Source organism: Bradyrhizobium genosp. L (assembly GCF_015624485.1).
Classification (GTDB): Bacteria; Pseudomonadota; Alphaproteobacteria; order Rhizobiales; family Xanthobacteraceae; genus Bradyrhizobium.
Map to the genome: position 1 here is coordinate 1969626 of NZ_CP061378.1, position 19917 is coordinate 1989542.

The following is a 19917-nucleotide window of genomic DNA, read 5'->3' on the forward strand; positions in this document are numbered from 1 at the left end:
ATGAGCTCGGTCGCGCATCTCCCGCAGGATCCGCTGCCGCAAGATCCACTGTCGATCCGCCGGCCGCGCGCGCGGCGCACGCTGGGCGGCCACATCGCGGCGTGGCTGCGCGGCAATCTGTTTCCCTCGATCCCGTCCGGGATCATGACGCTGCTGCTGCTCGTCGTGCTCGGCAAGGCCTGCATCGGCTTCTGGCAATGGGGCATCGCCAACGCGGTGTGGCGCGTCCCCGGCAGCGACACCGGGGCCTGCCGCGCGCTGCATGGGCTCGGCGCGTGCTGGGCCGTGATCCCGGAAAAATACCGCTTCATCCTGTTCGGCACCTACCCGTTCGACGAGCAGTGGCGGCCGGCGGCAGCGGTGCTGATCTTCATCGCGCTGTTCGTGATCTCGAGCCGGCGCAGCTTCTGGCGCAAGGAATTGTTCCTGCTCTGGGCCGCGGCTCTGATCGCGATCGGCGTTTTGATGTGGGGCGGCCTGTTCGGCATGTCCTTTGTCTCGCAGGACCGCTGGGGCGGCCTGCCGGTGACGCTGATCCTCGCGACCTTCGGGCTCGCCCTCGGCTTCCCGCTCGGCGTTCTCGTCGCGCTCGGCCGCCGCTCCAAACTGCCGGCGATCCGCTCGCTCTGCGTGCTCTATGTCGAATTGATCCGCGGCGTGCCGCTGATCAGCCTGCTGTTCATGTCGAGCGTGATGTTTCCGTTGTTCATGCCCGACGGCGTCAACATCGACAAATTGCTGCGGGCGCAGATCGCCTTCATCCTCTACGCCGGCGCCTATCTCGCGGAAGTGGTGCGCGGCGGCCTGCAGGCGGTGCCGCGCGGGCAGTACGAGGCGGCCGACGCGCTCGGCCTGTCCTACTGGCGTAAGCACGCCCTGATCGTGCTGCCGCAGGCGATCCGCCACGTCATCCCGCCGCTGGTCAACACCTTCCTCGCCTTCTTCAAGGACACCAGCCTCGTCCTGATCATCGGCATCTTCGACCTCCTGACCACGGCGAAGACCGCGATCGTCGATCCGGCCTGGCAATCCTTCAGCGTCGAGATCTATCTGTTCGTCGGCGTGATCTATTTCGTGTTCTCCTTTGCGATGTCGCGCTACAGCCGCAGCCTCGAGGCCCGGCGCGCGGGGAATTGAGGCAGGCACCGCTGGAAGGGCTCCCTCCCCCCTTGCGGGGGAGGGTTGGGGAGAGGGGTATCACACGGGTGGTCTCTCGATGTGTGCGTACCCGACGCGCGATTTGCGAGACCGACGCTCGCATCAATCGTCTCTCCCGCGGCCACCCCTCTCCCCGGCAAGGGGAGAGGGAGCCTGACCGGCGCGCTCACATCACTTGAAGAGCACGTCATCGATTGTAGGCACGGCTCGGAACCAATCCCGCCCGCAAGACTTGTGCCGGTGGCGTTGGACGCGGAGGCTGCCATGCATCTTTCCAATCAAAGTGTGCTCGTGATCATCTTTGTCGGAATTGTCGCGGGCTGGCTCGCCGGTCGTGTCATGCAAGGCGGCGGCTTTGGCTTGATCGGCGACCTTCTTGTCGGTCTGCTCGGCGCGTTCATCGGAGACTGGTTGCTGCCTCGCCTCGGCATTCACCTCGGCGTCGGCCTCGTCGCGGCGATCCTGAACGCCTTCATCGGCGCCGTCGTCTTCCTGCTGATCCTGCGCTTGATCAACGGTGGGTTCGGCTACCGACGCCGTTGGAATTGGTGACGTCGCGCGACGGCCGCAGCCTCGCGGCGTGCTGCGAATGCGAACCGCGTTAGATTGATCTTGCCGGCTTCGCGCTTCGCCGGTCGCTCTGCATCCCATTGCAAGGCAAGCCGACCCTGTCGGCTCAATCGGCTACAAGCCGGGAACTGACCTGCTGCCGACCTGCGGCGGTGGGTCGCCTTGCTATTCGCGCAACAAGGTTGTATTTCTATTTGTTGCTCGTTGAGAATGCCGTTTGGGCGCCCGGATTGGGAGAGCATATTATGAATGTCGAATTGCAGATCAACAACGGCACAGCTCCAGAGTCACGGTTCGTGACATGGACGCCATCTCCATGCCGGATCCGCGTGAGCGACCCCACCGGCGCCAACGCTGCAACCGTGAGCGTCAAGATCGCGGGCGTCTCGGCGGCAAACGGCGGCGCAGTCGGATTCCGCAGCGGCACCAGTGGCGCCTTCGCGAGCACGCTGACGCTGACCGTCCCGACCGACGGTACCACCGTTCCGTTCTTCGCGGCCGGCAAGTTCGGCCAGCCGAGCACCAGCAATGGCGACGTCAAGATCGAGGCGCGCGTCGGCAGCACGCTGGTCGGATCAGCCGATCTGATGGTGCGCGTCCGCAAGAACGCCAACAAGCTCACCAACGCCGAGCGCGATCGGTTTGTCGCGGCATTCGCCAAGCTCAACAATCAGGGGCTCGGGCGCTACAGCGACTTCAACAACATGCACAAGGGTCCCAATTTGTCGCAGGCGCACAACGCGCCCGGCTTCCTGCCCTGGCACCGCTCCTATCTGCTCGACCTGGAGCGCGACCTCCAGGCGATCGACTCCAGCGTGACGCTGCCCTACTGGCGCTTCGACGAACCCGCGCCGAATATCTTCACGCTCGACTTCCTCGGGCAATCCGACGCGAATGGAACGGTGAAATTCCGCAACGGCAATCCGCTGGAATTCTGGAGGACCGATAACACCCTGGGGATATCCCGCACGCCGGACTTTCCGACGTCGGAGGCGCCGCCGAATCCGGCGAGCGAGGACGATACGCTGGCGCTGGGCGCGCAATTCCGGACCTTCCGCAACATGGAAGGCGATCCGCACGGGCTCGCACATACCAGCTTCGGCGGCTTCATCCACGATCCGCCGACGGCGGCGAAAGATCCGCTGTTCTTCCTGCTCCACTGCAACGTCGATCGTCTGTGGGCCAAATGGCAGCGCAAGAACGCCCGCTTCAACCCGGCGGACGCGTCATCGTTCGATGAACAACGCACCAGCAAGCCGGGTCATCGACTGAACGACACGATGTGGCCGTGGAACGGCATCACCCGCGCCACCGACCCGACCCGTCCGGTGACGGCGCCGGGCGGACCCATGTCCGCGTCGCCCTGTGTCGCGGCGCCGGGCCTGCAGCCGCGCGTGCGCGACTGCATCGACTACCACGGCGCCATCGATGCTGCGGCCAACATGGGGTTCGACTATGATGACGTCCAGTTCTAGCGCGCATCTGCGCGGGGAGACGCGATGATGGCAGCGAAGCGGAAAGTTGCAAAGAAGCGAAAAGCTGCAAAGAAGCAGAAGGCTGCAAAGAGGGGGACCATTGCAAAGAAGGCCTCGGCCCGAAAGCAGGCAGCCGCGCCGGTTCCGGTCGACGTCCGGGTGCCGAAGAACACCGATGACGTTCATCGCCAGTTGAAGGTGCTGTGCGACACCAAGAAGCCCATCGAAGTGCGGATGGGCGCGCTGCAGGCGCTCGGCGCAGCCGCGTTCAGCGTTCCCAACTTCGAATCCGTCAATGCGGACTACATCGCGGCGCTCCGGGAAGTCTCGACCGACGCCAGTGAGGAAATGCGGCGGCGCGTGCTCGGCATCCTCACCCGCAACAAGGACGGCTTTGCCCAGAAGAAGCTGCTTGCCGGCCTGAAGGATCCCGCCAAGGCGCTGCTGCCGCCGGAGAAGGCGCTTCAGTTGCTCGGCAATGATGCGCACACGGACGCCTACGCGGCCGCGCGGGCGATCGTGAAGAAGCCGCCGAGTGAAGATGCCAAGCGTGAGGCCCTGCGCCTGCTCGCGGCCGACGCCAAGTCGGCGCCGCTGTTCGAGAAGGTGCTCCGCGACAAGAAGGAATACCGCGAGAACCGGCAGCTCGCAGCTTCCGCATTGCATTCGCTGAACCCGGAGAAGCTGCAGCAGCAGGCGCTGAAAATCGTCAAGGACAAGAAGGACTTTTCGGATATCAAGGCCACCAGTCTGACCGCGCTGGAGCAATTCGGCGATGACGCCGCGCTCGGCAAGGACAAGGCGCTGATGCAGAGCGTCACGCGCTTCAAATCTTCCAAGGCGGCGCCGAAATACAAGCAGACCGCGCGGCGCTTCCTCAGCAAGTTCGACCGGTAAGATGGCGATCGCCGGCAACGCAACGCACGCGATGTCGGAAGACGCGTTCGCCGGCCTGGTCGACCGGCTGGCCGCCGATCCGGCCGGCTCGGTGCAGCTCACGGATCTACTCCGCGAGGAACATCCACTCTATGGCGGGCGGGGAGCCGCGACCGTCGTCCGGATGCGCGGCTGGATTCTGCTCGCGCTGGCGCGCGCCTCCCTCTCCGACCAGGCGCTGATCTTCGTGCTGGAAGAGCTCGATACCGGTCTCGATCCCTATCTGGTCGCCGCGGCTGCCCGGGCCTTGCGCTCCCACACGCAGCCGAACGAGAGGTTTGCGCCGTTCCTTGCGCGCGCCCTCGACCAGGTCCGATACCATGACGAGCCGATCTCGTTTGCGAGCTACGGCGAGTACGCCACGTCATCCTCCGGCACGAGCGCGGTGGCCGAATTGCTGGCGACCCTGGCCTGGCTCGGTCCGAACGCGCAAATGGTTCTGCCCGCGCTCACACGCTGGCGCGCCGAGCAGGGGCTGTCGCGCAAGCTGCGCCTCGATCTCGATCGGACCCTGCAGGCCATCCGCGCGCCTGCGACTGGCGTTCCGTCCTGCTGCGGCGGCCTGCCGGACGGCAAGACGATCCCGAGCCGAACGGCGGCGGCGCGCTCCGATCCCAAATCGATCGACGCCGTGGTGCTGCAGGATCAGGACGGCAAGCTGCTGACGTTCTCCGAATTCTTTCGCGGCTGCCCGTCCATCGTGGTGTTCTTCTATACGCGCTGCGACAATCCGATGAAGTGCTCGCTCAGCGTCACCAAGCTTGCGCGCATCCAGGCATTGCTCGGCGCGCAAGGGCTCTCGGAGCGCCTCCGCACGGCCGCGATCACCTACGATCCGGAGTTCGATCGGCCCGAACGGCTGCGTGTCTACGGCAAGGACCGCGCCGTGCGGATGGATGAAAACCACCGGATGCTGCGGGCCGTCGAGGGCCATGAGGCGCTGCGTGACTATTTCGAGCTCGGCGTCAATTACGTCGAGTCGCTGGTGAACCGCCACCGCATCGAGCTTTATGTCCTCGATGGCGCGGGGCAGGTCGCGGTGTCCTTCGAACGGCTCCACTGGGACGAGGAGCAGATCGTGGCCGCGGCGGTTGCGACGTTGAACGAGCAGGGCAGCCGCGCTCAGGCCTGACATATCGGGCGCCGACGAATCTTCGTATTTTCGGAATTCGTTCTTGACATAGACCCCAACTCAGCTGTCTAATGTTCGCGTCTCACCCGATCGAGGGGCGCTTCGCGAGTCGTCATGAGTGCGGTGTGAGATGCGGTGGACGCGGAACGCGTGAAGACGTAGCGCGCGCAACGCGGACGGTGAAATCGTGCGGGCCTGACGCCCTAGTGGCAGGTGTTGATTCCTTTGAGAAGCTAGCGCTTCTCAGGGATGACGGTGACACAAAAGCCCAGTCTCGCCGGGGCGAGCACGTATAAGCCGTAACCCATCGCGCAGGGAAAGCCGGGTTGTTCCCGGTTACACCTGTGGTCCTACTCCCGTGCTTTTTGTTGCACGGGACCCATGGGTGCAATCGGCACCCGGCTTTCCCTGCGCCCTCTATCAACGGAGAGGGCGGAACGAGAAGCAAAACTCGGACAATTCATGTCGCGAGAACGCGAAGCTATATCCCCGCCCCCGCTGTCATCGCCCGGTTTAATCGGGCGACCCAGTACGCCGCGGCCTCTCGGCTCAAGCACTGCTGCCTCTGGAATACTGGATCACCCGCATGCGCGGGTGACTACACCGTGCGGTTTGGCTGACGATGCAGATCCAAACTCGACGTCGTCTCGCTTTCGCAGGCACGATAGCCGTGGTGACATCTCACCATTCGTGGGTATTCTCGCCGCCAGACATCACCCCGACCATCGCATCCATCACATCAGCAGAGGCGCCATGACCGACACGACCGAAGCTCCCGACAGCGGCTATCGCTTCATGCCCGGCGTCAGCCAGTATTCCTGTGGCATTGGCGCGCTGCCCGGCTTTGCCGTCGAGCGCGTCAGGTTCGCCGAACCGGTGCCGCTCAGCGCAGGCTTTGCGAAAATCGCTGATATCATCAAAGCCGCCGGCCGGCCGCTCACCGCGTTCGGTGCCTGCGAACTGCGCTCGCCGGCACCGTTCACCGAGGACGGCTTCAAGGCGTTCAACGCGGCCTACATCGAGACGCTGATCGAATGGGGCGTGATGCGTGATGGCGTCAATCCGGTGGCGCGCAGCAATGTCTGTCCGAAGATCGATCCGCCGCGGGAGCCGTGCTTTCATGCGTTCTGCTACACGGTGCCGGCGCCGAGAGATACGCCCGAGAGTTTCGTGGTGGCCGGCAGCGGGGAATCCGTCGAGGGCAAGGCGAATTATCGTAACCACACCGTTGCGCCCGGCGACACCAGTCCAGCTGGCATGCAGGCGAAGGCAACCTTCGTGCTCGACGAGATGGAGCGCCGGATGCGCGCATTCGGCGGCGCGTGGGCCGACACCACCGCGGTGCAACTTTACACCGTGCACGACGCCTATCCTCTCCTCGAACGCGAACTCGGCCGCCGCGGCGTGCTGCGCAACGGCCTGACCTGGCATTTCGACCGGCCACCGGTGGTCGGGCTCGACTATGAGATGGATTGCCGCCGTGTGCATCGCGAGCGTGTGGTTTGACGTATCAAAAGCGCGTGTGGGTGCAGGCACAGGCGTGCGGCTATTCTTGACACCGCGCGCGGCAACCGTTTCCTTCTCTCAACGATGAATGCGGCTGGGTGAACGCGGGTGCACAACGGATCTCGGATCAAGCGGCGGGACTTGCTCGCGCTGATCGGCACCGTCGCCGGCAGTTCGGCGATGTATCATGCGATGACGAGCCTCGGCTTCGCATCGGAATCCGCCTACAAGGGCCCGATCAAGCTTGGCGGCAACGCCAAAGGCGCTTCGGTGCTGATCCTCGGCGCGGGGCTTGCGGGCATGACGGCGGCGCTGGAATTGCGCAAGGCCGGCTACAAGGTCGAGATCCTCGAGTACAACAGTCGCCCCGGCGGCCGCAACTGGACCATCCGCGGCGGCGACAGCTTTGTCGAGCTCGGCGGCGCCAAGCAGAAGTGCGAGTTCGCGGAGGGGCTGTACATCAATCCGGGCCCGTGGCGGATTCCCTATCACCACCGCGCGCTGCTCGATTACTGCCGCCGGCTGAACGTGACGCTGGAGCCCTTCATCCAGCTCAACCACAACGCCTATTTGCATTCGGCGCGCGCCTTCGACGGCACACCGCAACGCATTCGCAGCATCAAGGCGGATTTCCAGGGCCAGGTCTCGGAGCTGCTCGCCAAAGTCACGCAACAGGGCAAGCTCGACGAGATCGTCACCAAGGAAGATCAGGAGATCCTGCTGCAATCGCTGCGGGCCTGGGGCGCGCTCGACCGCGACTACAAGTACAATGCCAATCTGGAATCCGCCGAGTTCCGCGGCTATGCGCGCGATCCCGGCGGCGGGCTCAGCGCCGATCCGCTGCCGAGCGACCCGATCTCGCTCTCCGAGATCCTGCGCTCGCGGCTATGGCGGTATCTGCAGGCCTTCGCGCGCTACAATTTCCAGACCACCATGTTCCAGCCGGTCGGCGGCATGGACATGATCGGCAAGGCGTTTGCGCGCGAGGTCGGCGATCTCATCCGCTACGACACCAAGGTGACGCAGATCCAGCAGAACGGCTCCGGCGTCACCGTGAGCTATTACGACGCCGCGAAATCGTCGGCGCTGCAGCAGGCGACCGCCGACTGGTGCGTCTGCACCATTCCGCTGCCGATCCTGAGCCAGATGCAGCTCGACGTCAGCGCGCCGATGAAGAACGCGATCGATTCGTTGCCCTATGCCGCCGCGGTGAAGATCGGGCTGCAGTTCAAACGGCGGTTCTGGGAAGAGGACGAGGCGATCTATGGCGGCATCAGCTTCACCGACCTGCCGATCCGGCAGATCGGCTATCCGAGCTATAGCTTCAACCGCGCCGGCCGCGGCATCCTGCTCGGTGCCTATCTGTTCGAGGGCGCCAATTCCTACGAGTTCACCGCGATGTCGCCGGCCGAGCGCGTCTCGAGCGCGGTCGCATTCGGCGCCAAGATCCATCCGCAATACAAGCAGGAGTTCGAGACCGGTGTCGCGGTGGCCTGGCACCGCGTGCCCTTTACGCTCGGCTGCAGCGGCGAATGGAGCGATGCCGGGCGGGCGCAGCACTACCGCAACCTCTGCCAAATCGATGGCCGCATCGTGCTGGCGGGCGAGCATGCCTCCGATCTGCCGGCCTGGCAGGAGGGCGCGATCCTCTCCGCGCTCGACGCCATCAGCCGGCTGCACGAACGCGTGGTGAAGATATGATGATGCGGACAACGACACCGGCGGTTGCCGCGCTGTTGCTGCTTTCGGCCACCGCGGCGCTCGGGCAGGACAGCGCCGCGAGCCGCCGCACCTTCTCCTCCGGCTACCGCTTCGTCGAGATGACCGGCGAGGAGCTGTTCGCCAATGTCTGCCAGGGCTGCCACATGCCGGAGGCGACGGGTGCGACCGGCGCCGGCAGCTATCCGTCGCTGGCCGGCAACAAGAACCTCGAATCGGGCAGCTATCCGGTGTTCATGGTCGTCAACGGCCGCCGCGGCATGCCGGCGTTCGGCGACATGATGACCGATGGTCAGGTCGCCGCCGTTGTGAATTATCTGCGCACGCACTTCGGCAACGATTTTCAGGACGCGGTGACGGCGAAGGATGTGCAGGACGCCCGCCACTGAAGCGTTTTCGAGCGAAGTGGATACCGGTTCGCGTAAAGAAAACGCGTCAAAACAAGAATCCGGCCAATTGGGGAGAGCAGTGATGAAATTCCTTGGTATCGCGTTGGGCGCCGCGCTGTCCGTGGCGGCCACATCGGCCGGTGCCGATGTGGTCAGGCATCCGATCCCGAACTCGACCTTTCCGATCGCCCAGGCCGTCACCGTCACCGGCAACACCACCACCGTCTATGTCAGCGGCCAGGTGCCGCCTGTCGTCAACAAGGATGCCGATCCCTCGAGTCCGCAGGCTTATGGCGACACCAAGACGCAGACCATAGGCGCGCTCAATCGCATCAAGGCCATCCTGGAAGGGCAGGGCCTCGCCATGGGTGACGTCGTCAAGATGCAGGTCTTCCTGGTGCACAGCACAGCTGCGCCGATGGACTTCAAGGCCTTCATGGAGGGCTACACCCAGTTCTTCGGCGGCAGCCAGCCGAACCTGCCGGCGCGCTCGGTGGTCGGCGTCGCTGCGCTCGCCAATCCCGGCTTCCTGGTCGAGATCGAGGTGATCGCAGCCAAAGATAAGGACTCCAAATAGCGTGCCGAAATTGAAGGGCTCGCCGACTTGCCAAAACGCGTGCCGCCTGTTCTGAATTCACTCCCGTGGGGCGGGTGGAATTCCGGGAGCGCGCGATGTCGCACAAGATGAAGAAAATAGCCCGATCGCTGCTGTTGCCGGCCGCCTTCGGTCCGATGCTGTGGGCCGCGCCTGCCACGGCAGAAGGGTTGACCGAGCAGCAGCAATTCGCCCGCGGCCTGTATCAGGAACTGGTCGAGATCAACACCACGACCGCGACCGGCGATACCCAGAAGGCGGCGGAGGCGATGGGGGCGCGGCTCCGCGCCGCCGGCTTCCCCGAAGCCGACGTGCAGGTGTTCTCGCCGGCCCCGCACAAGGGCAACCTCGTGGCGCGGCTGCACGGCTCCGGCGCGCGCAAGCCGATCCTGTTGCTCGCCCATCTCGACGTCGTCCCCGCGCTGCGCGAGGACTGGTCGGTCGATCCGTTCAAGCTGACCGAGCAGGACGGCTATTTCTATGGCCGCGGCTCCAGCGACGACAAATACATGGCGGCCTCCTTCGTCACCAACCTGATCCGCTACAGGAAGGAAGGCTACAAGCCCGACCGCGACATCATCGTGGCGCTGGAGACCGACGAGGAGATCGGCGACACCAACGGTCTCGGCATCCAGTGGCTGATCAAGAATCACCGTGACCTGATCGACGCCGAGTTCGCGCTGAACGAAGGCGGCGGCGTCGGCCTGAAGAACGGCAAGGCGATCCGCAACAGCGTGCAGACCAGCGAGAAAATCTCGACCGGCTATCAGCTCACGGTGACCGATCGCGGCGGCCACTCGTCGCTGCCGCGCAGGGACAACGCGATCTATCGCCTCGCGGCAGGCCTGGTTCGGCTCTCCAAATACGACTTCCCGATGAACCTCAACGAGACGACGCGGATCTATTTCGCCAAGACCGCCGAGACCGAGAGCAAGCAGACCGCCGACGACATCCGCGCCATCCTGGCGCCGCAGCCAGACCCGGCGGCGCTGGCGCGGTTGTCGGAGATGCCCGGTTACAATGCGCAGCTCCGCACCACCTGCGTCGCCACGCTGTTGAAGGGCGGCCACGCCATCAACGCGCTGCCGCAGCTTGCGACCGCCGGGGTGAACTGCCGGGTGCTGCCCGGCGAGCCGATCGAGGGCGTCCAGGCCCAGATCGAGCGCGTGCTCGATGACAAGCAGATCGAGGTCAAGGGCGGCAAGGCGGTGCTGAGCCCGCCATCGCCGCTGAACGAGGAGATCATGGGGTCGATCGAGAAGCTGTCGAAAGAATACTGGCCGGATGCCGCGATCGTTCCGGTCATGAGCACCGGTGCAACCGACGGCCTGTTTCTGCGCAATGCGGGGATTCCGACCTATGGTCATTCCGGGCTGGCCGCCGACGTCGACGACAACCGGATTCACGGCAGGGATGAGCGGGTGCTGGTAAAGTCGTTCTATGAGGGCCAGGACTATCTCTATCGCCTGGTCAAGATGCTGGCAGGCGGGGCGTGATGGCGGACAACAGGACGAAGACGCGCGTTGCGGTCGCGGGCCTCGGGGCGATCGGCGCCGATGTCGTGAGGGCGCTCGATCAGGGCATCGAGGGCCTGATGCTGGTCGCGGTATCGGCGAACAGCCCGGAGAAGCACCGCGGCTGGCTCGCCGAGCTCAGGACCGCGCCGGAGATGGTGCCGATCGACGAGCTGGCCGAGGTCGCGGACATCGTGGTCGAGTGCGCGCCGAGCAAGGTCGTGCGCGCGATCGTGGCGCCGGTGGTTCAGCGTGGCAAGACCGCCGTCGTGCTCAGCGTCGGCGCGCTGCTGCAGAACGAGGACCTCGTCGATCTCGCGAGGGCCCATGGCGGGCAGATCATCGTGCCGACCGGCGCGCTGATCGGGCTCGACGCGGTGACGGCCGCGGCAATCGGGACCATCCATTCGGCGACACTCGTGACGCGGAAGCCGGTCGCGGGCCTGCTCGGTGCCCCGCATCTGGTCGAGAATGACATCCGGATCGAAGGGATCACCGAGCCGCTGCGCGTCTTCGAGGGCTCCGCGCGCGACGCCGCAAAGGGATTTCCGGCCAATCTCAACGTCGCAGTGGCGCTGTCGCTCGCCGGCATCGGCCCCGATCGCACGAGGGTCGAGATCTGGGCCGACCCGACGGTGACGCGCAACACCCACCGCATCGAGGTCGATTCCGATTCGGCGCGGTTCTCGATGATGATCGAGAACATCCCCTCCGAGAACCCAAAGACCGGCCGCATCACCGCGCTGTCGGTCATCGCCTGCCTGCGCAAGCAGCGTGCGAGCCTGCGGATCGGGACGTGACCGGCATGACGATCGGCCCCCACGACCTGTTCCTGATCATCGACGTGCAGAACGACTTCTGCCCCGGCGGCGCGCTGGCCGTGGCCGACGGCGATGCCGTGGTCGATGTCATCAACCGGCTGGCGCATCGGTTCGACCACGTGGCGCTGACGCAGGACTGGCACCCGAGCGGCCACAGTTCGTTTGCGTCATCGCATCTGGGCGCGGCGCCGTTCTCCTCCATCACGATGCCCTACGGCGCGCAGACGCTGTGGCCGGATCACTGCATCCAAGGCACGCCGGGTGCGGCGTTTCACCCCAAGCTTGCGACCGACAGAGCGGAGCTCGTGATCCGCAAGGGATTCCGGCCTGCGATCGATTCCTATTCGGCATTCTTCGAGAACGACCGCAGCACACCGACCGGGCTCGCCGGCTATCTGCGCGAGCGCGGCCTGCGGCGGGTTATCATGGCGGGGCTGGCGACGGATTTCTGCGTGCAATATTCGGCGCTCGATGCGCGGCGCCTCGGTTTCGAGACCGCTGTCGTGCTGTCCGCCTGCCGCGCCATCGATCTCGCCGGCTCGCTCGCATCGGCCACCGCGGCGATGCGCGAGGCCGGGGTCGGGCTGCTCGAGGATATTGCTTGAGCAGGCAAAAACCATTGTTTCGACTAGCCTTTTGTTCTAATCCCCGGCTGTTGACGGTATTTTCGGCGGAGACTTCGTGTCGGGACAGGTTTTACGGATAGGCACACGCAAGAGCGCGATGGCGCTGGCGCAGACCGACGAGGTCGCGCACCTGCTGCGCGCCTCTGCGCCCGACCTTGCCGTCGATGTCGTCAAGTTCGAGACCCGCGGCGACCAGGACCAGACCAGCAAGCTGTTGCGTCACGGCGGCAAGGGCGGCGCCTTCGTCGCCGAGATCCGCGAGGCGATGCGGTCAGGCACGCTGCAGGCCGCGATGCATTCACTGAAGGACGTGCCGGGCAACGAGGAAACACCCCATCTCGTCCTCGCCGCGATGCTGGCGCGCGATGCCGCGAACGACTCGCTGGTACTGCGCCCCGGCCTGTCGCTGGACACCTTTCGTGTCTCGCGCGGCAAGGGGTTCAAGATCGGCACCAATGCGGTGCGCCGCGCCGCCTATCTGCGCCGGTTGTTTCCGGAAGCTGCCGTGATCCACTATCGCGGCGCCGCCGACACCCGCCTTGCAAAGCTCGATCGCGGCGACAAGCAGCGGCTGCCTGACGGCGGCGAGGTCGGGCCGGCGGATGCGCTGGTGATGGCGCGCTCCGGGCTCGAGCGCATCGGCATGACCGCGCGCATCGCGCATGATTTCTCCGTCGACGAGATGCTGCCGGCCGTGGGCCAGGGCATCGTCGCGGTCGAATGCGTCGAGACCGACTGGGCGACGCGCGGCCATCTTGCGAGGATCGACGATGCGTCGTCGCGGCGCTGCGCCGAAGCCGAGCGCGAGGTGCTGTGGGTGCTCAACGGCCATTGCAATTCGCCGATCGCGGGCCACGCCACGCTCGCGGGCGGCGAGATCACGCTGCGCGCCTCCGTGCTCGACGAGGCCGGCGCACGCTTCATCGAGACGACGCGGCGGGGACCGGCGGATCGCCCGCGCGAACTCGGCCGCGCCGTCGGCATGGAGCTGCTCGACAAGGGCGCCGCCGAGATCATCGCCCGCACGCGGCCGGAGGAGTGAGAGGCTAACCGCGCAGCGGCCAGCTGCCGATGATTCGGAACCGCGAGGCGGCATCGGCCTGCTTGAACAGCGCGATGCGGTCGATCGCAAGCGTCGCGAGCCCGAGCGCCGCAAACCGTTCGCGCAACCACGCCACGACAGGAGCGCGGCGCTCGTCGCTCAGCCGTCCGGTCAGCGTCATGTGGAAACGAAACTCCTCCATCACGTAAGGATAGCCCCAACGATCGAGATACTCGCACTGCCGCGCCGACAGCTTGGCCGGATTGCGCCGCGCCCGATCGTCCGCCGTCAGCGGCGCGCGGAAGCCGTCGAATTCGGTGACGCAGTCGGCGGCGAGCCGTTCGAGCTCGTCGGAGCGCCTGGCCGGGATCACCGCGATGAAGCCGCTGATCGCGTCGACCACCGGCTCGATCCGCGGAATGGGGCGGCCGCGATCTGCGAAGGTGGCGCAGGCCGCGAGCAGATCGGCTTCGTGCGTGCCGTCGGCAAGCGCCATCGGCGCCTTCAGCGTGGCATGGAAACCGTATTTGCGCGGATCCCGCGTCACCTCGCGCCAGTCCGGCGCGACGCCGTCGGGGAAGGGCACGTCGGCGCCGGAGGCGGCGTCGTAGCCCAGCATTGTGGAGCCGAAGCGATGCAGCGCGCTGTCGGGCGACGGCGCGTAGTAGATCGCGTAGCGCGGAGTGCTGGCCATCGCTGCTACGCCGCCGCAACCGACTTGCGCGCCGCGAGCGAATGGACGAGGCAGCTCGCGTCAGCCAGATGCACCAGCCTCCCGGCCGCGATCACGGCGACGACGCGCGGCCGTAGCGGCAGCTTGTCGTCGACGATGATGATGTCGGCGCGGCGGCCCGCGGCGATCACACCGCGGTCGGCGAGTCCGGCAGCGCGCGCCGGTGCCGACGAGATCAGGTCCCAGGCCTTGGCGAGCGGCAGGATGCCGTCGGCAGTGAGTCGGAATGCGGCGAGCAATTGTGCCGGATAGTAGTAATCGGACGCCAGCACCGAGCAAAGGCCCTTGGCGATCATGTCGGAGGCCCTGGTCCAGCCGGTGTGGCTGCCGCCGCGCACCACATTCGGCGCGCCGAACACGATGAAGTCGCCGGCTCCCGCGGCATCGCGCGCGGTCTCCTCGTTGATCGGGAATTCCGCGATAACAGCGCCGAGCGCGCGAAACTCCTGGCGCATCGCCGGACTGTTGTCGTCATGCGAAAGCATCCGCACGTTGGCCGCACGCGCGGCCGCGGCAAGGCGCGCGATCGAAGCGGGCACGTCAGGACGCCGCGCGACGACCTGGTCGAGCAATTCGCCGACCGCCTCGGGCGAAAGCCCGGTCCGCTCGGCGAGTTGGCCGCGCTTCTTCGGCTTGACGTTGCTGTGGTCGTTGAAGGCGAACAGGTCGATACGGCCTTCGCTCAGCCACTCGATGATCTCGCCCTCCGCCTCGAGATTGTGGGTCTCGTGGCGCAGATGAAAGCGGGTATCGGCGGCAAGCTGCGGCCGCAGCGCCTCGATCGCATCGAGCAGCTTGCGCGCATTCTCGGCGCTGCGCAGGCCGGGCTCCCACGACCAGGTCGTGCCGTGGAACACGGTGGTGATGCCATTGGTGATCACCTGCCGGTCGCTGTCGATCAGGGCCACGTCGGTCGGAAAGTCGACACCGGGACGCGGCATCATCTGGCGCTCGAAGGCGTCGCCATGCAGGTCGACGATGCCGGGCAGCACCAAGAGGCCGCGAGCATCGAGATGCAGCGTGGCGCGGCCCTGCTCGGCGTCGAGCGCGCCGAGGTCGCGGCCCGCGGTGCGTAGCGAGGTCTCGACGAAGGCCCCATCAATCAACGTGCGGCCGCCCTCGATGAAAATGTCAGTCACGATGCGGCACTCCGCTGTTTGTTGTGTGATGAGGCCTCGGCCTCGTATCTGTCGAGGAAGTCTTCCACCGCAAGCTTGCGGAAATCGGGCAAGGCGCGTCGCAACGTCTCGTGATCCCAGTCCCACCAGGCAAGCGCGGTGAGGCGATCCGCGATCGCTTCGGAGAAGCGCCGCTTGATCTGCCGCGCCGGATTGCCTGCGACGATCGTATAAGCCGGCACGTCCTTGGTCACGATCGCGCCGGCGGCGATCACCGCGCCGGTTCCGACGTTACGGCCGGGCAGCAGGATGGCGCCGTGACCGATCCAGACGTCATGGCCGATATGCACGTGATGCGCACGTCGCCAGTTGAAGAAGTCGACATCGTCGCTCTCGCCGGGAAAATAGGCGCTGGCGCGGTAGGTGAAATGCGCCTGCGTCGCGCGGTGCATCGGGTGATTGCCGGGATTGATCCGGGTCATCGCCGCGATCGAGCAGAACTTTCCGATCGATGTGTAGGTGATCTGGCTGTCGTTCACGACATAGGAATAGTCGTCCATGCTGACTTCAAGCAGGATCGTGCGCGCGCCGACCTCGCTATATTTGCCGAGTTTGCTCTCGCGCACCGATGCAGTCGGGTCGACGGTCGGCACGACCGAGAGAGATTTTCCGGCCATCTTGGCCTCCGCAAATCATTGCCGTTTCGGGGGAGCGCGCTCCTCATCCGGATGCTTGGTGACAACATCATGACGTTGCGATGACGGCAAGAGGTGGGGTGTGGACGATCGCCGCACCGCGGCACTCTCGTCACATAACTGTTAAGCACCGGGGATAGCGATGGCCCAAACGCGGCGCGGTTGGAGCATTGCATGCTGGTGGTGGATGGTTTGACGTGCCGTTTCGGCGCAAAAGCCGCAGTCGACAATGCATCCTTTTCGATCGCGCCGGGCAGTTTCGTCGGCGTGATCGGCCGCTCCGGTGCCGGCAAGTCGACATTGCTGCGCATGATCAACCGTCTGGCCGATCCGACCTCCGGCCGCATCCTGTTCGAAGGCACCGACGTCACCGCGCTGCACGGCAAGGCGCTGCGGCAGTGGCGGGCGCGCTCGGCGATGATCTTCCAGCAGTTCAACCTGGTCGGCCGGCTCGACGTGTTGACCAATGTGCTGATGGGGCGGCTGGCGCAGATCCCGTCCTGGCGCTCGCTCGGCCAGATCTGGCCGGAGCACGACAGGGCGCTGGCGATGTCGGCGCTCGAGCAGTTCGATATCGCGCAGCTCGCCGCGCAACGTGCCGATCAGCTCTCGGGCGGCCAGCAGCAGCGCGTCGCGATCGCGCGTGCGCTGGTGCAGGAGCCCGACATCATCCTCGCCGACGAGCCGATCGCCTCGCTCGATCCACGCAACACCAAGATCGTGATGGATGCGCTGCTGCGCATCAACAAGCATTTCGGCATCACCGTGCTCTGCAACCTGCACTCGCTCGATCTGGCGCGCAGCTATTGCGACCGCCTGGTCGGCATGGCGGCGGGCCGGGTGGTGTTCGATGGCGCCTCGGCGGCGCTGACCGACCATGTGGCCCGCGAGCTCTACGACCTCGAGGCCAATGACGTGATGGGCGCGGCGCCGTTGCCCGCGCCTGCCGGCGTAACTGCTCCGGCGCTCGGCTCCGCCGCAGCGGCCTGAGTGTCGCATTTCTTGGAATCTGAGGGCGGCCGGGCATTTCGCCCGGTCAACAGGTACCACACTGGAGGGGTTACCATGATCACTCGTCGCATCGTGCTGGCCGGCGCTGCCGCGCTGGCCTTCGCCGGCTCGGCTTCGGCCGAGGACTGGAAGACCAAATATCCGGAGATCACTTTCGCGGTGGTCCCGGCCGAGAACGCCTCCGGCGTCTCCGACCGCTTCGCTCCGTTCGTGAGCTATCTGTCGAAGGAACTCGGCGTCAAGGTGGTCTTGCGCGTCGCCAATGACTACGCTGCCGTGATCGAGGGCCAGCGCGCCGGCAACATCCAGATCGGTTATTACGGCCCGGCGTCGTTCGCCCGCGCCCGTCTCACCGGCGTCAAGACCGACGCCTTCGTGATCGACGTCAACTCCGACGGCTCGAAGGGCTACTACTCGGTGTTCTACGTGCTCGCCAAGAGCCCGTACCACAAGATCGAGGACCTCAAGGGCAAGAACCTCGGCCTGGTCGACCCCAACTCGACCTCGGGCAACAACATGCCGCGCTTCAAGCTGAACGCGATGGGGATCGACCCGGACGCCTATTTCTCCAAGGTGGTCTTCACCGGCAGCCACGAGAACGCCGTGCTGGCGCTGGCGCAGGGCACCGTCGACGTCGCCGCCAACTGGTGGAACGCTGATGACGACTCGAACCTCACCCGCATGCTCAACAAGAACATGGTGAAGTCGGGCGACGGCACGGCGCTGAAGAAGGAAGACTTCCGCATCATCGTGAAGTCCGACCTCATCATCAACTCGCCCTACGCCTATCTCGAGAGCCTGCCCGATGACATGAAGGCCGCGATCAAAAAGGCCTTCCTCGAGGCTGACAAAAAGGATCCGGAAGCCTTCAAGAAGCTCTCCGACGGCAAGAACCAGCCGTGGGCGCCGATCACCAGCGCCGACTACGACAAGACCATCGACCTGATCAAGTTCGTCGACAATCTCCGCAAGAAGGCGTCCTGATCGCGCGACCAGTGAATGGGGCCGGGTTGGACGACCCGGCCCTTTTTCGTTGATCCCTCAACCAGATTGGTCCGCGATGGCGACGGCTGTATCCATCCTTCCGGCCCCGCAGCTTGCGGTACTCAACGACGCCTATCGCAAGGCGGTGGCGCGCAAGCGGCTGAAGGCGACGCTGGCGGCCGCCGTGTTCTGCGCGGCGCTGCTGATCGCGGCGGTCGGCGCGGAAGTGGACCTGCGCACGCTGTTCACCTATTTGGGCAATTTCGTCAGCTATTTCGACCGCATCATGACGCTGGATTCCGGCGCGCGGGTCTGGACCAATCCCGTCGAGTGGTTCTGGGGCTTGAAGAAGTGGCTGCGGCTGCTCGGTGAGACGATCCTGATCAGCTATGTCGGCACGCTGATCGGCGCGGTGTTCGCCTTTGCGCTGAATTTCCTTGCCGCGCAGAACACCTCGCCATCGTCCTGGCTGCGTTTCACGGTGCGGCGCCTGCTGGAATTCGCCCGCACGGTGCCCGGCATCGTGTTCGCGCTGATCTTCGTGATCGCGTTCGGCCTCGGGCCGATGGCCGGCGTGCTCGCGATCGCGATCCATTCGACCGGCGCGCTCGGCAAGCAGTTTTCCGAGATCGTCGAGAATGCCGACATGAAGCCGGTCGAGGGCATCCGCTCCACCGGCGCGAGCTGGCTATCCTGCATGCGTTTCGCGGTGCTGCCGCAGGTCGTGACCGGCTATGCCAGCTATGCGCTGCTGCGCTTCGAGATCAACGTCCGCGAAGCCTCCGTGATGGGATTCGTCGGCGCCGGCGGCATCGGCCAGGAGTTCATGGTCGCGATCCGCAAGTTCTACTATTCGGACGTCAGTGCCATTCTCGTCACCATCATCATCACGGTCTTCATCATCGACATCTCGACCGGCTGGCTGCGCGGCCGGCTGTTCGGCAAGGAGGCACGCCATTGAGCCAGATGCCGAAGCCGGACACCGACGAACTGCGCGCGAGATACCCTGATGTCTTTGCGCGGCCTGCCGCGGCGCGGCTGGCGACGCCGGCGATGATCGTGGCCGCGCTCGCGATCTTCGCGTTCGGTTTGGTCGACCTCGACTTCTCGCCGTCGAGGCTGATCTCGGGCGTCAGCCAGCTCGGCTGGATCAGCATGATGATGATCCCGCCGAACCCGGGCTCGTCGTTTCCACTCTACATTCAGGCGATGGGCGAGACGCTGTCGATCGCGCTGCTCGGCACCACGCTGGCCGCGGTGCTGGCGCTGCCGGTCAGCCTGCTCGCGGCACGCAACATCATCCCGTCGAACCTGATCCGCTTTCCGGTGCGACGCTTCCTGGATTCGATCCGTGGTGTCGATACGCTGATCTGGGCGCTGGTCTGGATCAACGTCGTCGGCCTCGGCCCGTTCGCCGGCGTGCTCGCGATCATGGTCTCGGATTTCGGCGCATTCGGCAAGCTGTTCTCCGAGGCGATCGAGGCCGCCGACCGCAAGCAGGTCGAGGGCATCAAGGCCTCCGGCGGCAACGCGCTGCACGAGATCCGCTTCGGCCTGCTGCCGCAGGTGCTGCCGGTGATCGCGGGACAGGTGCTCTACTTCATCGAGTCGAATACGCGCTCGGCGACGATCATCGGCATCGTCGGCGCCGGCGGCATCGGCCTGCAGCTCGCCGAGCAGATCCGGGTGCTGGAATGGCAGAAGGTGTCGTTCCTGATCCTGATGATCCTGATCGCGGTCGCCGCGATCGATTTCATCTCGAGCAAGCTGCGGTTCGCGATCATCGGCCAGCGGGCGGTGGCGTAGCCCTGTAGGGTGGGCAAAGGAGCGTAAGCGACGTGCCCACCATTCTGGCTCGGTGCTCGGGTAGGTGGGCACGCTTCGCTTTGCCCA

General features: G+C 65.5%; 20 protein-coding genes. 17 read left to right on the forward strand and 3 right to left on the reverse strand.

Annotated elements, in window-relative coordinates:
* From IC762_RS09230 to hemC, 13 genes are all read left to right on the forward strand, one after another.
* Entirely contained in the window at window positions 1-1137 is a 1137-nt protein-coding gene (locus IC762_RS09230; RefSeq protein WP_195788494.1) for an amino acid ABC transporter permease, read from the forward strand.
* A gap of 285 nt (window positions 1138-1422) precedes the next feature.
* A complete protein-coding gene (locus IC762_RS09235; protein ID WP_195790064.1) occupies window positions 1423-1710 on the forward strand; it encodes a GlsB/YeaQ/YmgE family stress response membrane protein in 288 nt (95 codons plus the stop codon).
* A gap of 347 nt (window positions 1711-2057) precedes the next feature.
* The gene (locus tag IC762_RS09240; RefSeq protein WP_210338429.1) at window positions 2058-3203 is read left to right on the forward strand and encodes a tyrosinase family protein; all 1146 of its coding nucleotides are present in this window, start codon (window positions 2058-2060) and stop codon (window positions 3201-3203) included.
* A gap of 27 nt (window positions 3204-3230) precedes the next feature.
* Entirely contained in the window at window positions 3231-4100 is an 870-nt protein-coding gene (locus IC762_RS09245) for a hypothetical protein (protein ID WP_195788496.1), read from the forward strand.
* 1 nt (window position 4101) lies between these two features.
* Window positions 4102-5271, forward strand: coding sequence for an SCO family protein (locus tag IC762_RS09250; protein WP_195788497.1), 1170 nt, complete (start codon window positions 4102-4104; stop codon window positions 5269-5271).
* Window positions 5272-6024: 753 nt separating this feature from the next.
* Window positions 6025-6777, forward strand: a complete 753-nt coding sequence (gene cnbZ / locus IC762_RS09255) for a 2-amino-5-chloromuconate deaminase CnbZ (RefSeq protein WP_195788498.1) — start codon at window positions 6025-6027, stop codon at window positions 6775-6777.
* A 108-nt stretch (window positions 6778-6885) separates the two neighbouring features.
* Window positions 6886-8478 (forward strand): NAD(P)/FAD-dependent oxidoreductase, encoded by a 1593-nt coding sequence (locus IC762_RS09260; RefSeq protein WP_210338430.1) that lies wholly within the window; start codon window positions 6886-6888, stop codon window positions 8476-8478.
* Window positions 8479-8480: 2 nt separating this feature from the next.
* On the forward strand, window positions 8481-8885 hold the full coding sequence (locus tag IC762_RS09265; RefSeq protein WP_210338431.1) for a c-type cytochrome: 405 nt from the start codon (window positions 8481-8483) through the stop codon (window positions 8883-8885).
* A gap of 82 nt (window positions 8886-8967) precedes the next feature.
* Complete coding sequence (locus IC762_RS09270) at window positions 8968-9462, forward strand: Rid family hydrolase (protein WP_195788500.1); 495 nt, start codon at window positions 8968-8970, stop codon at window positions 9460-9462.
* 95 nt (window positions 9463-9557) lie between these two features.
* A complete protein-coding gene (locus IC762_RS09275; protein ID WP_195788501.1) occupies window positions 9558-10976 on the forward strand; it encodes a M20/M25/M40 family metallo-hydrolase in 1419 nt (472 codons plus the stop codon).
* A complete protein-coding gene (locus IC762_RS09280) occupies window positions 10976-11794 on the forward strand; it encodes an aspartate dehydrogenase (protein WP_195788502.1) in 819 nt (272 codons plus the stop codon). Before IC762_RS09275 ends, IC762_RS09280 begins: the two co-directional genes overlap by 1 nt.
* Window positions 11795-11799: 5 nt before the next feature.
* Window positions 11800-12420: a bifunctional nicotinamidase/pyrazinamidase gene (gene pncA / locus IC762_RS09285; protein WP_195788503.1), complete on the forward strand. Its 621-nt coding sequence runs from the start codon at window positions 11800-11802 to the stop codon at window positions 12418-12420.
* Between the two features lie 118 nt (window positions 12421-12538).
* A complete protein-coding gene (hemC, locus tag IC762_RS09290; protein ID WP_246801630.1) occupies window positions 12539-13483 on the forward strand; it encodes a hydroxymethylbilane synthase in 945 nt (314 codons plus the stop codon).
* A gap of 4 nt (window positions 13484-13487) precedes the next feature.
* Here hemC and IC762_RS09295 read toward each other — a convergent pair whose 3' ends face one another.
* From IC762_RS09295 to IC762_RS09305, 3 genes are read right to left on the reverse strand one after another with little or no spacing between them, the layout of a single operon-like run.
* Window positions 13488-14177 (reverse strand): DUF1045 domain-containing protein, encoded by a 690-nt coding sequence (locus tag IC762_RS09295; protein ID WP_195788505.1) that lies wholly within the window; start codon window positions 14175-14177, stop codon window positions 13488-13490.
* A 5-nt stretch (window positions 14178-14182) separates the two neighbouring features.
* A complete protein-coding gene (locus IC762_RS09300) occupies window positions 14183-15355 on the reverse strand; it encodes an alpha-D-ribose 1-methylphosphonate 5-triphosphate diphosphatase (RefSeq protein ID WP_195788506.1) in 1173 nt (390 codons plus the stop codon).
* Complete coding sequence (locus IC762_RS09305; protein WP_195788507.1) at window positions 15352-16011, reverse strand: chloramphenicol acetyltransferase; 660 nt, start codon at window positions 16009-16011, stop codon at window positions 15352-15354. The genes IC762_RS09300 and IC762_RS09305 overlap by 4 nt, the downstream gene beginning before the upstream one ends.
* Before the next feature lie 192 nt (window positions 16012-16203).
* On the opposite strand from IC762_RS09305, the gene phnC reads away from it, so the two are divergent.
* The 4 genes from phnC to phnE (IC762_RS09325) all read left to right on the forward strand — a co-directional run bounded on the left by phnC (window position 16204) and on the right by phnE (IC762_RS09325) (window position 19830).
* A complete protein-coding gene (gene phnC / locus IC762_RS09310; protein ID WP_195788508.1) occupies window positions 16204-17019 on the forward strand; it encodes a phosphonate ABC transporter ATP-binding protein in 816 nt (271 codons plus the stop codon).
* Window positions 17020-17094: 75 nt separating this feature from the next.
* A complete protein-coding gene (gene phnD / locus IC762_RS09315; RefSeq protein WP_195788509.1) occupies window positions 17095-18024 on the forward strand; it encodes a phosphonate ABC transporter substrate-binding protein in 930 nt (309 codons plus the stop codon).
* A gap of 76 nt (window positions 18025-18100) precedes the next feature.
* On the forward strand, window positions 18101-18985 hold the full coding sequence (gene phnE / locus IC762_RS09320; protein ID WP_195788510.1) for a phosphonate ABC transporter, permease protein PhnE: 885 nt from the start codon (window positions 18101-18103) through the stop codon (window positions 18983-18985).
* Window positions 18986-18990: 5 nt separating this feature from the next.
* Window positions 18991-19830: a phosphonate ABC transporter, permease protein PhnE gene (gene phnE / locus IC762_RS09325; protein ID WP_195790066.1), complete on the forward strand. Its 840-nt coding sequence runs from the start codon at window positions 18991-18993 to the stop codon at window positions 19828-19830.
* The last annotated feature ends 87 nt before the right edge of the window (window positions 19831-19917 follow it).